This window comes from Aeromonas bestiarum, assembly GCF_000819745.1.
In the GTDB taxonomy this organism is placed as follows: domain Bacteria; phylum Pseudomonadota; class Gammaproteobacteria; order Enterobacterales; family Aeromonadaceae; genus Aeromonas; species Aeromonas bestiarum.
This window is the reverse complement of record NZ_CDDA01000008.1, coordinates 185,773-198,383: the sequence shown is the minus strand read 5'-3', so window position 1 is coordinate 198,383 and position 12,611 is coordinate 185,773. Positions and strand designations below refer to the sequence as shown.

General features: G+C 62.4%; 16 protein-coding genes and 1 other annotated feature (1 of these 17 running past the window's edge). All 16 genes read right to left on the bottom strand.

Features of this window, described 5'->3' with window-relative positions; translation table 11 throughout:
- Positions 1-3: 3 nt before the first annotated feature.
- Positions 4-546 (bottom strand): chalcone isomerase family protein, encoded by a 543-nt coding sequence (locus BN1118_RS04560; protein ID WP_043554739.1) that lies wholly within the window; start codon positions 544-546, stop codon positions 4-6.
- Positions 503-721, bottom strand: coding sequence for a TIGR02450 family Trp-rich protein (locus BN1118_RS04555; RefSeq protein ID WP_043134397.1), 219 nt, complete (start codon positions 719-721; stop codon positions 503-505). Before BN1118_RS04555 ends, BN1118_RS04560 begins: the two co-directional genes overlap by 44 nt.
- A complete protein-coding gene (locus BN1118_RS04550; protein WP_043554738.1) occupies positions 718-1,197 on the bottom strand; it encodes a DUF2878 domain-containing protein in 480 nt (159 codons plus the stop codon). The genes BN1118_RS04555 and BN1118_RS04550 overlap by 4 nt, the downstream gene beginning before the upstream one ends.
- Before the next feature lie 2 nt (positions 1,198-1,199).
- The gene (locus BN1118_RS04545; RefSeq protein ID WP_043554737.1) at positions 1,200-2,456 is read right to left on the bottom strand and encodes an SAM-dependent methyltransferase; all 1,257 of its coding nucleotides are present in this window, start codon (positions 2,454-2,456) and stop codon (positions 1,200-1,202) included.
- Positions 2,456-3,208: a DUF1365 domain-containing protein gene (locus tag BN1118_RS04540; protein ID WP_043554736.1), complete on the bottom strand. Its 753-nt coding sequence runs from the start codon at positions 3,206-3,208 to the stop codon at positions 2,456-2,458. The genes BN1118_RS04545 and BN1118_RS04540 overlap by 1 nt, the downstream gene beginning before the upstream one ends.
- Entirely contained in the window at positions 3,205-4,464 is a 1,260-nt protein-coding gene (locus BN1118_RS04535) for an NAD(P)/FAD-dependent oxidoreductase (protein ID WP_043554735.1), read from the bottom strand. The genes BN1118_RS04540 and BN1118_RS04535 overlap by 4 nt, the downstream gene beginning before the upstream one ends.
- Positions 4,461-5,195 (bottom strand): SDR family NAD(P)-dependent oxidoreductase, encoded by a 735-nt coding sequence (locus BN1118_RS04530; protein WP_043554734.1) that lies wholly within the window; start codon positions 5,193-5,195, stop codon positions 4,461-4,463. The genes BN1118_RS04535 and BN1118_RS04530 overlap by 4 nt, the downstream gene beginning before the upstream one ends.
- On the bottom strand, positions 5,192-5,620 hold the full coding sequence (locus BN1118_RS04525; protein ID WP_043554733.1) for a nuclear transport factor 2 family protein: 429 nt from the start codon (positions 5,618-5,620) through the stop codon (positions 5,192-5,194). Before BN1118_RS04525 ends, BN1118_RS04530 begins: the two co-directional genes overlap by 4 nt.
- A 1-nt stretch (position 5,621) precedes the next feature.
- Entirely contained in the window at positions 5,622-7,043 is a 1,422-nt protein-coding gene (gene phrB / locus BN1118_RS04520; protein ID WP_043554732.1) for a deoxyribodipyrimidine photo-lyase, read from the bottom strand.
- Positions 7,040-7,927: a MerR family transcriptional regulator gene (locus BN1118_RS04515; RefSeq protein ID WP_043554731.1), complete on the bottom strand. Its 888-nt coding sequence runs from the start codon at positions 7,925-7,927 to the stop codon at positions 7,040-7,042. Before BN1118_RS04515 ends, phrB begins: the two co-directional genes overlap by 4 nt.
- Positions 7,928-7,991: 64 nt before the next feature.
- Positions 7,992-8,936, bottom strand: coding sequence for a YbgA family protein (locus BN1118_RS04510; RefSeq protein WP_043554730.1), 945 nt, complete (start codon positions 8,934-8,936; stop codon positions 7,992-7,994).
- A 173-nt stretch (positions 8,937-9,109) separates the two neighbouring features.
- The gene (locus tag BN1118_RS04505; RefSeq protein ID WP_042867063.1) at positions 9,110-9,739 is read right to left on the bottom strand and encodes an outer membrane beta-barrel protein; all 630 of its coding nucleotides are present in this window, start codon (positions 9,737-9,739) and stop codon (positions 9,110-9,112) included.
- 203 nt (positions 9,740-9,942) lie between these two features.
- Positions 9,943-10,491 (bottom strand): DUF3157 family protein, encoded by a 549-nt coding sequence (locus BN1118_RS04500; protein WP_043554729.1) that lies wholly within the window; start codon positions 10,489-10,491, stop codon positions 9,943-9,945.
- A gap of 100 nt (positions 10,492-10,591) precedes the next feature.
- Complete coding sequence (locus BN1118_RS04495; protein ID WP_043554728.1) at positions 10,592-11,464, bottom strand: adenine nucleotide alpha hydrolase family protein; 873 nt, start codon at positions 11,462-11,464, stop codon at positions 10,592-10,594.
- Between the two features lie 45 nt (positions 11,465-11,509).
- On the bottom strand, positions 11,510-11,788 hold the full coding sequence (locus BN1118_RS04490; protein WP_043134374.1) for a DUF6482 family protein: 279 nt from the start codon (positions 11,786-11,788) through the stop codon (positions 11,510-11,512).
- A gap of 31 nt (positions 11,789-11,819) precedes the next feature.
- Positions 11,820-12,416, bottom strand: coding sequence for an HAD family hydrolase (locus tag BN1118_RS04485; RefSeq protein WP_043554727.1), 597 nt, complete (start codon positions 12,414-12,416; stop codon positions 11,820-11,822).
- Between the two features lie 169 nt (positions 12,417-12,585).
- Positions 12,586-12,611: a sequence feature (Phe leader region), on the top strand (it continues 97 nt past the right edge of the window).

The window sequence follows — 12,611 nt, the reverse complement described above, 5'->3', positions numbered from 1 at the left end:
GCATCAGAGTTGACCTCGCAGGCGGCGGGTGAGCCCGGGATCGCGACTGTTGTCGGCGAGCCAGATGGCCAGAAAGGCCGCGGAGAATTGGGGATCGGCGAGGCTGCCGAGCGGCCGTTCGTGCCACCAGAAATGGCCAAATCCGGCCTCATCCACATAGAAGGCAAGTCTGTCTCCCGCCCCCACATCGGGCCAGAGCGCCGCCAGCTGATCGAGCCAGCGCCGGCGATCGGCATCGCTGCCAAGCCCGAGTCGCTGCCACTCCTCGGCGGTGGCGGTGAGCAAATCACTGCGTTTGATCTCTCTGGCGTAGGTGAGGATCAGCGCCTGTGGATAATGGCCCGGCTCATAACGGCCACTTGCGCTGTAGAAGGTAGCGTCATAGAGCTTGAACCAGAGCCAGCTCATCTCCCCCTGCCCCACGGCTCGCAGCGGCTGCCAGGGGGGGGAAGGGGCCTCTTTGGCCAGTGAACACGGGCTGCTCAAGGCCACGATCAGCAGGCTAATTCCACCCCATATGCCAGCTCGCGGGATCTTCCAGTTCATGCCAATCCATCTCCTGTTCCAGCAGGGTGTTGATATCCTGCATCACCACGCGGGCCAGTTGCCCCTGCGCATCCCGCTGGCATGACACCACCAGATAGAAGCGCTCGGTCAGCTCGTGCTGGCTCTCTTTGGTCCACTTGGAAAACAACAAGGTGTCGGTCGAAAAGGTGTTCATCTCGCTTCACCCTCCAGCTTGACCGTTACCCACAGGAGTACGGGTAACCACCACATCCAGATCACCGCCAGCAGTGCCGTGCTGATCCAGATGCCCCAGGGTAAGTGTACTGCGCCCATGGCTGCTCCCGCCACATAGGAGGAGACGCCACCCGCCATGCCAAACAGTCCCTGCTGCCAGCGGGCCAAGGGGCGCAACCAGCACATGCCGTGGGCCAGCGTCAGGGCAAAACCGAGCCAGAGCAGCACCAGCCAGAGGGGAAAACCGGAAGGGAACTGGAACAAGCCGAGCTGCCAGAGCAAGCCATCGAGCAGACAGCCGGCCAGGGCCACTGGCCATAACCGCAGATCGCGCCTGCGGCTGGGGGAGAAGAGAAAGTGGAGCAACAGCATCAGCAGCAGGGGGCCCGGTTGCTGCCATTTCACCGCCAGCAACCAGTAGAGGTTGAACCCCAGCAGCTGGGCCCACTGCCACATGGTCAGTGACCGCTTACTGGCAGGTCCCCCGACCAGCCAAGGGGGCCCGGCTTGGCCGCTTCCAGCTGGACCAGGCTGATGGCCCGCTCCCAGAAGCCACCTTCGCAATAGGCAAAGTAGAAGTGCCACAGCCGGATGAAATCCTGGCTGTAGCCGAGCCTCGGCAGCTCAGGGGCCAGCGCCAGAAAACGCTCGCACCAGTGCGCCAGGGTACGGGCGTAATGGTGGCCGTGATCGTGCAGCCGCACCAGCTGCATGTCGGTCTCGCGGGCCAGCAAGCCCGCCATCTGGGAGACGCTCGGCAGGCAGCCGCCGGGGAAGATGTAACGCTGGATGAAATCGACCCCGCGCAGATACTGGGCGTGGCGCTGATCGGCTATGGTGATGGCCTGAATGAGCAGGCGACCACCGGGTTTGAGCAGGCGCGACAACTGGCGGAAATAGTCCGGCAGGAAGGCATGGCCCACCGCCTCTATCATCTCGATGGAGACCAGCTTGTCGAAGGATCCCTCCAGCTTGCGGTAATCCTCCAGCAGCAGGGTAATGCGATCGTCGAGCCCCTCCCGCGCAATCCACTCCTTTGCATAGTCGTGCTGGGCTTGGGAGATGGTCGTCGTGGTCACCCGGCAGCCGTAGTGGCGAGCCGCATAGATCGCCAGCCCGCCCCAGCCGGTGCCTATCTCCAGCAGGTGATCGTCCGGCCTCAGCTCAAGCCGCTCGCAGATGGTACGCAGCTTGGCCTGTTGTGCCTCCTCCAGGCTTGCTTCCGCACTCGGATAAATCGCGCTCGAGTACTGCATATGGCCATCGAGAAAACCCTGATAGAGGGTATTGCCCAGATCGTAGTGGGCGGCGATGTTGGATCTCGAGCCTGTCAGGGTATTGCGGTTGAGCCAGTGGCGCGCCTTGTTGAAGGGGAAACTCAGCCAACTGAGCCGCCGCTCAAGGCTGTCGAGCAGCGTCAGGTTGCGGGCCAGCAGCCGCACCAGTGCCACCGGATCCGGGCTGGTCCAGAGCCCCTCCACCCAGGTTTCACCGGCGGCTATGCTGCCCCCCAGCAACAGGCGGCGATAGAAGGCCGGATCCTGCACCACCACCTCGGCGTGCAGGTCAGTGCCCGCCACACCGAAACTGTGGCGCTCGCTGCCATCCCGCAGCAGCAGTTGACCATGCTCGAGACGCCCCAGCAGATTCAGCAGCAGTTGCCTTGCGCCTTTGTCGATGAAAGAGGCAGAGAGGGTTGATTGTACAAGTTCCATTAGCGGCTCTCCGGATGAGTGAAGATGGGGGTTCGTTTGATAAAAAGACGCAGGGCCTGCCAGTAGATCCCGAGCAGCACCTTCAGGGTCATCCAGGGCCAGCGGGCGAGCAGCGCCACCAGCCCCTTGCGCGACAGCGGCTCACGGCTCAGCGCCAGGGTGGCGTCGAACAGCTTGGCCTCGCCAGACCTGGGATGACTCTCGATATGGATCAGCATCTCCTGCGCGGGCGGACGAATGCGCCAGTGGTAGCGCATCGCCAGCCCCATGAAGGGGGATACGTGAAAATCCTTGTCGTGGGGCGCCAGCGCCGCCAGATCCAGCAGGTAGTAGTGGCGCTCGTTCCAGGGGGTGTTCGACACCTCGGCCAGCAGGTAACGCGCCTCCCCCTGCCGGTAGCAGAAGTAGAAATTGACCGGACTGAAATAGAAGCCCAGGCAGCGTACATTGCCGAGCAGCAAGACGCGCCCGTCCGGCTCGGCAGCGCCACCAAGCTCGGCCACCTTGTCCCACACCGCCTGCTTGAGGCTTCCCTCGCGGCCTTTGAGATAGTCATTGCGGTGAAAGGAGAGCAGCCCGGCCCGCTCCACGGAGAACCAGCGCCCTTGGCTGAGGTTCGGCAGCTCGTCCAGATCCAGCCCCAGCATGAAGAGGCTGTAAGAGAAAGCGTGGGCCCTGGGTGCAAAGCGGCGATGGCGCACCGAGCCCTGCCAGATGGCGCTGACAGTCTGAGCCATGGTGACAGCACTCATAGCTCGGCTCCGAAGCGTCTGGCGACGTCCAGTGCGCTGCGCACCCCGTCTTCATGAAAACCGTTGTACCAGTAGGCACCGCAAAAGTGGGTGTGATGCTGACCGCAGATCTCCAGCCGCGCCTGCTGCGCCTCAATGGATGCCTGATTGAACACAGGGTGGTGATAAACGAAGCGGCGCAGCACCTTGCTCTCGTCCACCTTTCCTTTGGGATTGAGACTGACGCAGAAGGGCACTGGCGAGTTCACCCCCTGCAGAATGTTCATGTTGTAGCTCACCAGCGGCCGCGCCTCGTCGTCCCCGTCCAGCTGATAGTTCCAGCTGGCCCAGGCTTTGCGGCGAGTGGGCAAACAGCTGACATCGGTATGCAACCAGACGTCATTGGCCTGATAAGCCATGTCCCCGAGAATGGCCTGCTCCCGCTCGCTCGCATCGGCAAGCAGGGCCAGCGCCTGATCGCTGTGGCAGGCGAGGATCACCTCGTCAAACTGTTCCTCGCCATAACGGCTCTGGATCAGCACACCCTCGGCCAGGCGCCGGATCCCCTGCACCGGGCAGGCGAGCCGGATCTGCGGCTGCCAGCCTGCGGTGAGCGGGCCTATGTATTCCCGCGAGCCACCCGGGATCACGTACCACTGGGGACGGTTGGCCACATCGAGCAGGCCATGGTTGGCAAAAAAGCGCAGGAAGAAGGCCAGCGGAAAGGCTCGCATGTCCGCCAGGGTGGAGGACCAGATGGCCGCCCCCATCGGCAGAATGTAGTGGCGGGCGAAGTAGTCGCTAAAGTCCCCCACCTGCAAGAAGTCCCCCAGGGTCAGCGCGGGACACTCGCCATGGCGTTGGCCGTCGGCCAGCCAGGCACGGGCCTCCCGGTTGAAGCGCAGTATCTCGGCCACGAAGCGGTAAAAACGCGGGCTCAGCAGATTGCTGCGCTGGGCAAACAGGGTATCCAGATTGTGACCGTTGTACTCGAACCCCTGCGGGCTCTTCACCGAAAAGCTCATCTCGGCGTCCTGGCGCGCCACGCCGATCCGCTCCAGCAATTTGAGGAAATTGGGGTAGGTGCGATCGTTGAATACGATAAAACCTGTGTCGATGGCATAGCTGCGACCGGCCAAGCTGACATCGACGGTGGCGGTATGACCCCCCAGAGTGGGCGCCGCCTCGAACAAGGTAACATCGTGGCGCTTGTGGAGCAGAAAACCGGCGGTAAGCCCGGAGATCCCAGAGCCGACGATGGCGATTTTTTTCTTCATGAAGGGCGTCCTTTCGAAACAAGCGTGCTGCCAAGCCGCAGCCAGAGTCCCACCGGCAGTGCGCCAAGCAGGCGCAGCAACCAGATGAAGCGGCGAGGAAAATGGATCTGGTGACGACCGGCGGCCAGTCCGGTCAGGATGGCGCGAGAGGCCTGCTCCACCGTCACCAGGCAGGGCATGGGAAAATCATTTTTCGCGGTGAGCGGCGTCTGCACAAAGCCGGGGCGGATCAGGGTCACTGCTATGCCCCTGGCCTTGAGATCGAGACGCAGGGTATCGGCCAGATAGTCGAGGGCCGCCTTGGAAGCGCCATAGGCTTCGGCCCGTGGCAGCGGCAACCAGCTCACCGAGGAGCCGACGATGGCAAGCCGGGCACCGCGTTCCAGAAGCGGCAGGAAGGCGGCCAGCGCGTGGCCGGTGGCGATGAGATTGGTCTCGATCACCCGGGCAAACAGCTCGCCATCGAACCCCTCTGCCAGATCCATGTATTCGCAGCTGCCGGCATTGAGGATCAGCAGATCCAGCGGCGGCAGGCTGGCCGCCACCTCTGCCATGGCAACCGCATCCCGGCTATCAAACTGCAATGGGGTGATGCCGTGGCGACCCAGTGCCAGCAGCCGATCGCCATCGCGACCGCAGCCCCACACCTGCCAGCCCGCCTGCCGGTAATCGAGCGCCAGCTGGCAGCCCAGCCCGGAGCTGGCCCCCGTTATCAGCACACGTCCGCTCATGATCCCAGCCTCCCCTTGATAGTGCGCACCAGGGATCCGAGCAGCGGCAACTGCTCGTAGAGCATGGCGCCGAGATCGAAGTAGTCGCGATGCAGACACACCTTGTCTGCGGCGTCGAACTCAAGCCGGGTCGCCCCCTCCACAGTGACGGGCCGTCCCCCGCCGAGCCTTGGGTGGGAGAAGGTCATGACCCAGCTTATCCAGGCCTCACGACCCTGTTGCTGCTGGCTGATGATCTCGAAGCGGCAGTCTGCGAGACGCTCATAGAGGGCGGCAAAATAGTCGGTGAGCGCCGTCAGCCCCTCGATACGGTGGGCCGGATCGATGAAGATCACCTGCTCGGCGTAGACGTCCGGCAAGCGGTGCAACTGCTGCTTGTCCAGTTGCTGGTAAAGGGCAATAAAGCGGGCCAGCGGCGCATTCATTCTATTTCTCCAGGTGTCGAAACATCTCGATGGCTCTCACCCGGGCGACGGCGTGATCCACCATGGGTGCCGGATATCCCCTTCCTCCCTTGAGTCGCAACCAGTCATGGGGCTGGTGCACATAGGCGGCGGGGACATCGGCAAGTTCAGTTACCCAAGTACGGATAAAGTCTCCTTGTGGATCAAATCGTTGCCCCTGAGTGGTGGGATTGAACACCCGAAAGTAGGGGGCCGCATCGGCACCCGTACCCGCTGCCCACTGCCAGCCGCCGTTGTTGGCCGCCAGATCCCCGTCAATCAGCTGGCTCATGAAGTAATCCTCCCCGAGCCGCCAGTGGATGTGCAGATCCTTGGTCAGGAAGCTCGCCACTATCATCCGCAGCCGGTTGTGCATCCAGCCGGTGGCGTTGAGGCAGCGCATGGCCGCATCGACGATGGGATAGCCGGTGCGCCCCTCGCACCAGGCGGCCAAGGCCTCCGGATCCCAGCCCCAGGGCAAGGCGGCTGTCTCGGGTTTGAACGGCAGGTTCATGGAGAGGGTCGGCACCAGCACCAGCAGGTGGCGATAGAAGTCGCGCCAGACAAGCTCATTGAGCCAAACGAAACCGGGCTGTGCCTTGGATTGGGGCCGGTAACCGAGCCGCTGTTGCAGCGCCCCCACGCACTGGCGCGGACTTATGATGCCGGCAGCCAGATAAGGCGAGAGGATGGAAGTGCCCGCCTGCGCCGGAAAGTCCCGGGTCTCGCCATAGTCGAGCACCGCCTGTTCCAGAAAAGCGTGCAGACGGCGCTGTGCCTCGGCCTCCCCCACCGGCCAGCGCGGATCCGGCGTCACTTCACCGAGATCTGCATCGACAAGTGCCCTGTCGGCCAGCGGCTGCCACAACAGCGGCTCGCCCCGGGGCGCGGGGGCTCGGTGAATGACGAAGCCATCCTCCTCCAGCGCCTTGAGCCAGGCGCGGCTGAAGGGGGTGAACACCTTGAACATCTCCCCAGCACCTGTCAGCACCCGGCCCGGCGGCAGCACGCAGCAGCCGTTGAACCAGTGGCAACTTGTCTTCTGCTCCGCCAGCACGGCGCTGACGGCACGGTCGCGGCGCTGTTCATCGAGTTCGATGGCCTGGTTGGCGTAGAGATGAGTGACACGGAGCTCCCGGCTCAGGGTCGCCAACGCCGCCGGCAGCTCGGCAAAGGTCTCCACCCGCAGCAGATGGAGCTGGATGCCGAGAGCCGCCAGTTCACGGCCCAGCGCATCGACCTGCGCCAGCATCAAGCGCTGACGGATGGGGGCCATCTTGTGTTGTCGCCACTGGATCGGGGAGATGACAAACAGGGCGGCTACCTCCCCCGTCTCGGCGCAAGCGTGTCGCAAGGCCGGGTTGTCGGCGAGGCGCAAATCATTGCGAAACCAGACCAGCTTCATGGGGTCTTGCTCCCGCGCACGGCGCCGCCACGGGCTGCCGGTTGGTCCAAAGAAACCTGTGCAAGGGTGGGCTGCCAGCCGTGGGCCGCCAGCCAATCCGCGTCATAGAGGCGCCCCAGCTCGCCAAACAAGCGGGTGCCCGTCGGCCAGCCGGTGGCCAGATCCTGCTTGCCAAGCCCGGCCCCCAGCAGAACCAGCCAGGGAGTGGTCGCCCGCCCCTCCAGCAGGGCGAGGTGGCGCGGCTCGACCGCCCCCAGCAACTGCACCTCATAACCCTGGCCGATCAGCTCGTAGGCAGACCAGACCAGATCGAGGGGGCCGACCTGGCCCCAGCTCGCCAACGTGATCGGCACGCCCTTCTCCTGCTCGATCAGGTGGCGGGCGAAGCGGGTATGAAGCCAGCCCAGCCACACCTGTTGCAGCAGCTCGCCATCGGGCCGCTCGCGCCACAGGCCGAGCAACTGCTCCACCAGAGGTTGCAGCACCCGGCTGCGCACCAGCTCGAACGGGTAACTCGCCAGCAGGTCATTCAGTTGCGCCTCCACCTTGCGCTGGTTGAGGGCGAGCACCGCCTGGCACAGCTGCTCCAGGGTCTGCTGCCAGTGATCGCTCACCAGCTGGGATTGGGGCTCGCTCAGCAATCCCTTGACCTGGCCTATGCTCACCCCCCGCTCCAGCCAGCTCAGGATCTCGCCTATCTGGCGGATGTCCTGCTCGCTGTAGAGGCGGTGACCCTTCTCGGTGCGGGCCGGCTGCACCAGCCCGTAGCGGCGCTGCCAGGCGCGCAGGGTGACGGCATTGACACCGGTGAGGCGGGAGACATCGCGAATGGGGTAAATGCCCTCATCCGGTCTGGTGGCATCATCTTGTGGTAAATCTGACATGGCTAATTCCGTTCAACAGGGTATGGGCGCCCCGGCCAAAGGGGCCGGGGTCGCAAAACAGGGATCAGAGCCCGTAGCGCAGCTTGAGCGTATCGGGATGAGGATTGAGATAAACCTGCCCGGACAGATAGGGATTGGGGTATTCCCGCAGGTAGTGGCGGATCAGGGTCAGCGGCACCAGCAGCGGGAAAATGCCGGTACGGTACTTGTCGATTGTGTCTGCCAGCTCCTGCTTCTGGGAAGGGGTCAGTACCCGCTTGAAGTAACCCTGCAGGTGCATCAGCACATTGGTGTGGCTGCGGCGATTGGCACGCAGGGTCAGGGCAGCCATCAATCCCTTGATGTAGCTGTCGGCCACCTGCTGCAGGTTGGCCTTGCCAAGGTTGCCCAGCAGCTTGCCGAGCGCCCGATAGTGGGTAGTGGCATGGGAGAGCACCAGATACTTGTAACGGGAGTGAAAGCGGATGAGCGCCGCGGCACTGAGCCCCTGGGCGCAGAGCTGCTGCCAGTCGTGGTAGGCAAAGACCCGCAGCACGAAGTTCTCCCGCAGTATGGGGTCGCACAGGCGGCCATCTTCTTCCACCGGCAGCAGGGGGTTGGCTTCCATCAACGCCTTGGCAAACAGGCCAATCCCCTCCTTGGCACTCCCCTCATTGTTGGCGCCATAGATGCGCACCCGCTCCATGCCGCAACTGGGTGACTTGGCGCAGAGGATATAGCCGGAGATGAAGTCGAGCTGGCGAGCCTTCTGCTCGCTGAAGGCGATCAGTTGCTCGGTGACATCGAAACTGCCGTTGCTCGCCTCGGCGCGGATTTCGCCATGGCGTTTGACCAGCCGGATGGCGGCGCGCGGCGCTCCCAGGCCGATGGCCATCTCGGGACAGACGGGGTGGTAATCGAAGTGAGCGCCAAGATCCCGTTCGCAGAAGCTGGAGCGCTTGTGGCCCCCGTCGAACCGCACTTCCTGTCCCAGCAGGCAGGCACTGATACCGACTTTAATCTTGTACATGTTGACGCTCCTTGTATAAGCCTGAGTTCAGTTATAGCAGTTATACAAAGAAAAGAAAGTTGTATAACTATTGCGGACTGATACGGCACAAGGGCGAAAATAGGATCACCAGAAAATGAAAAAGCCCATGACAAACGTCATGGGCAAAAATGAAGACACTACAGGAAACAGGATTAGAAGCTGTACTTCACACCCAGGCTGGAGATGGAACCCTGTTGCAGGTCCCACTTGCGGTAGGTGTAATCGGCGGTGAGGGCCAGGTTCTGGCTCACCTTGTAGGCGGCGCCCACTTTGAAATCGTGCATGTCGTCGGTCATGTTGGCGTAGCGGTAGCCGGTGGAAAGCTCGACGGCGCCGATGTCGTAACGCAGGCCCACTTCACCGTACATGCTGCCGCTGTTCTTGCGGGTGATGTTGTCCCAACCAGTGTTGTTCACGTTGGATTGAAGCTGGCGCTCCATGGTGTAACCCATCAGACCCGCTTCACCATAGAGGTTCAGGCCGGTGCTGAGCGGGGTGTAGACACCCAGACCCAGGCTGGAGAGGCCCATGCTGTCGTTGCCATCGTTGCGGGAGGTGTATTCACTGCCCAGACGGCCGTAGAAGTTGGAACCGAAGCTCTTGGAGAGATCCAGATTCAGACCACCGAAATCGCGGTTGTTGCCGTCTTTGCCGCCGATGTAGTCGGACTTGGTGTGTGCCCAGGTCAGGCCGCCCTTGGCGTAACTGAAGGCATCCTGTGCCAGAGCGGAAGTAGAAGCGAAACCGGCCAGAACCAGAACAGAAAGTGCAACTTTTTTCATTTTGATGACTCCACTTGTTGAGCTAGTTGAGACCTAGCTGGAATGGAGCCATTGTGCCGAGCAGGAGGGGGAATGCCGAGCGGCAAGCTGTTGCCAAATCATGTCAGATGTAAGCAACTGTTGCTGGCGGTTACCAGGTTAACAATTGAACCCAAACAGGCTCGGTGATGGAGCCTGTTTGGCAACTGGTGTCTGCGCAGGATTTAGCGGAACTCCACTTCCTCAATCTCGACCCGCACCAGGGGGTTGCCAGTCAGACCGGCCGGCCGCGGCATCTCCAGCACCAGGGAGGGACGCTGCTGGCCCTTGCGCAAGTAAGACTCCGGCAGGCGGTTCTCGCCCACCCAGAAACGGGCCTCCCGCTTGACCAGCTGGGCACCCTGCTCGCTGAACAGGGTGACGCTGCCGCGTACCCGCACCACGCTGCGGCTGCCCGTGTTGCTCACCAAAAATTGCAGCGACAGGGGATCCGAGCCCTCAATCTTGTCGAGCTTGACGCTTATCCCGTCCTTGACCGCCTGGGCCAGCAGATCCGGATTGGTCATCGCCTGCTCGGTCAGCACGGGGACGGCCACCGCGCCCGTGACCACCTCACCGCTCGCCGTCGGCTTGATCAGCAGATATTCCCAGGTGAAGTCATCGTTGAGCTGCACCTGGCGGCCATCCGGCAGGGTGACCTGGGTCAGGGGCGCAGCCTGTGCCAGCAAGGGCGACAGACAGAGGGCAACCAGCAGGCGGGACAAGGGTTTCATAGGGTGATGGCTCGGCGTCGATGGAAAAGGGCGTCAGTATAAAGAGTCGGCTCCGACTTGCCTATGACCCGACTCACGTTCTTGCCCTCTGCTGCCGCCATCAGCAAGCCAGCTCCTGCCGATCCTCCTCCTGCACCATGTCCAGCGTCACCAGATCGAACTCTGTGCTCTTGAGGGCATTGAGAATATCCGGTTGCAGATCGAATGCCTGGGCACGCAGCCGCAGCGGTACGCGCACCCGTGCCAGTGTGGTCGCCTGATCCGAAAGGGTATGAAAGAACACCTGCGCCTCCTCCAGCCCCATGTCGGCCAGCATCTGCTCCGCCATGTCCACCATGCGCAGATGGCGCTTGTCCACCAGCTCGGGATCGGAGAAGCGACGACTCAGGCAGCCATGGGCGCTCTTGCCCCAGCGCCCCAGCTGCCGTTTGTTGAAGCCGTAACGAAAGTCCCTGTGGGTCATGCCCTGCTTGGCAAACAGCCAGAGGGTGTTGGCCGGCAGGCTGCCGAAGCGGCGCAAATACTCCTGCAACTCCTCGACCGGGGCGGGCAGCAGCATGGGCAGATGGCTCCAGTCGGTTTCCAGCGCGGTGAGATGGCAGATGTAGCGTACCGGGTCTATCACCTCGTTGAGGTGACGCAGGTGATCGCAGAAGATCATCTCGTCGGTCTTGATGACTCTCTGCTCTATGCCGTAGCGCTGGCAGTAGCGTTTGGCCCGCGCCACCTCCTTGCGGCTGCGAGTCGGGCTGTCCAGGGTGAGGGCCCGGATCCGGACCCCGCTGGCGCGGCACAAATCCATGCTGTAGCAGGATTCCAGTCGGCCGGAGAAGGAGACCACCAGTTCGCCGTAGCTGGCCAGGGTCTCGACAAGCTGTTGCTCCCTGGCCTGAAAGGTCTGATCGTATCCTCGATTCAGCACAACTATATTGGCATCCATAACGACTACACCGGATGATGAATTGGTCGCCATTGTGCCGCAACAATCCTGAATAAACCCTTAAAGGAGAGGGATAAATCAGAATTTAATGATCATCTCCTGCCAATTACCCTCATTTTCATCCTGTTGCGCATCATAAATCCGCAGTTTCGCCTGATGCACCTGATGGGCCCGCAAAAAGCCCTCCGCCTGCTCGAGGGAGCCGAACGTCAGCCTGCCCTCCTCGCTGTCGGTGAGGCACTGCATCTCGCCGTCGACCTCGACACAGAGCTGGTAACCGCTGCCATCCAGGCAGGCGATCAGCAGGCCGGCATCCGGGTAGTGACTCAACCAATTGCGAAACCGGCCATGCTCCATAACGTCTCCTTGAGCACTCCAGACTGTCGGCTCAACCGGGCAGATAGCCCAGCGACAGCAGCTGCTGACGACAGCTGGGCACATCGGTAAACACCAGCCCCCCGATCCCCAGCGCCTGCGCGGCAGCCACGTTGGCGGGGCTGTCATCGATGAACAGGCACTCGTCGGCCTTCAGGTCGAACGACACCAGCAGATAGCGATAAATATCCGGCTCCGGCTTCATCATACGTACCCGCGCCGACACCACCTTGCCGCTGAAGAAGCGCCAGAATGCATGCTGCTCCAGCCAGTCGATGCTGGCATGCCCCATGTTGGAGAGCGCATAGAGGCGGTGGCCCGCCCCATGCAGCGTCTCTATCAGGGTCAGCATAGCGGGATCCGGCAGGAGCGATGCGGGCACCGCCTGCAAAATGGCGAGATTCTGTGCCGCTGGCAGGCCGGTGCGCCCCTGCGCCTGGCGGGCCATGGTGTGCAGCGACAGGGTGCCGCGGTCCACCTCCAACCAGTCCGGGTGGTTGAACAGCCGCTCCGCCAGCGCCTCAGCGTCGTCAGGCCCTCGCACCGAGCGCACTATGGCCACCGGCTCCCAGCTCACCACCACCCGTCCCAGATCAAAAATAATCGCCATTGTTACCTCCTCCTGATGCCTCTGCCTCTGAGCCAACCGCCGCAATCTGGTGCTTGAATGGCCCGTCGGCACACGCAAACACCCTGCCCCGTTCACCTCCCCCGGGCAAGTTTTACTTGCATCACAGGCCCAAATCCCTTAATGGTTATGACGATATTTTCAGGACAAGACCCATGCACGCACCATTCCTCTTTG

What these genes read in the sequence shown, in the direction of transcription:
- BN1118_RS04560 (WP_043554739.1), bottom strand. Translation starts at nt 546, where the DNA reads ATGAACTGGAAGATCCCGCGAGCTGGCATATGGGGTGGAATTAGCCTG.
- BN1118_RS04555 (WP_043134397.1), bottom strand. Translation starts at nt 721, where the DNA reads ATGAACACCTTTTCGACCGACACCTTGTTGTTTTCCAAGTGGACCAAA.
- BN1118_RS04550 (WP_043554738.1), bottom strand. Translation starts at nt 1,197, where the DNA reads ATGTGGCAGTGGGCCCAGCTGCTGGGGTTCAACCTCTACTGGTTGCTG.
- BN1118_RS04545 (WP_043554737.1), bottom strand. Translation starts at nt 2,456, where the DNA reads ATGGAACTTGTACAATCAACCCTCTCTGCCTCTTTCATCGACAAAGGC.
- BN1118_RS04540 (WP_043554736.1), bottom strand. Translation starts at nt 3,208, where the DNA reads ATGAGTGCTGTCACCATGGCTCAGACTGTCAGCGCCATCTGGCAGGGC.
- BN1118_RS04535 (WP_043554735.1), bottom strand. Translation starts at nt 4,464, where the DNA reads ATGAAGAAAAAAATCGCCATCGTCGGCTCTGGGATCTCCGGGCTTACC.
- BN1118_RS04530 (WP_043554734.1), bottom strand. Translation starts at nt 5,195, where the DNA reads ATGAGCGGACGTGTGCTGATAACGGGGGCCAGCTCCGGGCTGGGCTGC.
- BN1118_RS04525 (WP_043554733.1), bottom strand. Translation starts at nt 5,620, where the DNA reads ATGAATGCGCCGCTGGCCCGCTTTATTGCCCTTTACCAGCAACTGGAC.
- phrB (WP_043554732.1), bottom strand. Translation starts at nt 7,043, where the DNA reads ATGAAGCTGGTCTGGTTTCGCAATGATTTGCGCCTCGCCGACAACCCG.
- BN1118_RS04515 (WP_043554731.1), bottom strand. Translation starts at nt 7,927, where the DNA reads ATGTCAGATTTACCACAAGATGATGCCACCAGACCGGATGAGGGCATT.
- BN1118_RS04510 (WP_043554730.1), bottom strand. Translation starts at nt 8,936, where the DNA reads ATGTACAAGATTAAAGTCGGTATCAGTGCCTGCCTGCTGGGACAGGAA.
- BN1118_RS04505 (WP_042867063.1), bottom strand. Translation starts at nt 9,739, where the DNA reads ATGAAAAAAGTTGCACTTTCTGTTCTGGTTCTGGCCGGTTTCGCTTCT.
- BN1118_RS04500 (WP_043554729.1), bottom strand. Translation starts at nt 10,491, where the DNA reads ATGAAACCCTTGTCCCGCCTGCTGGTTGCCCTCTGTCTGTCGCCCTTG.
- BN1118_RS04495 (WP_043554728.1), bottom strand. Translation starts at nt 11,464, where the DNA reads ATGGCGACCAATTCATCATCCGGTGTAGTCGTTATGGATGCCAATATA.
- BN1118_RS04490 (WP_043134374.1), bottom strand. Translation starts at nt 11,788, where the DNA reads ATGGAGCATGGCCGGTTTCGCAATTGGTTGAGTCACTACCCGGATGCC.
- BN1118_RS04485 (WP_043554727.1), bottom strand. Translation starts at nt 12,416, where the DNA reads ATGGCGATTATTTTTGATCTGGGACGGGTGGTGGTGAGCTGGGAGCCG.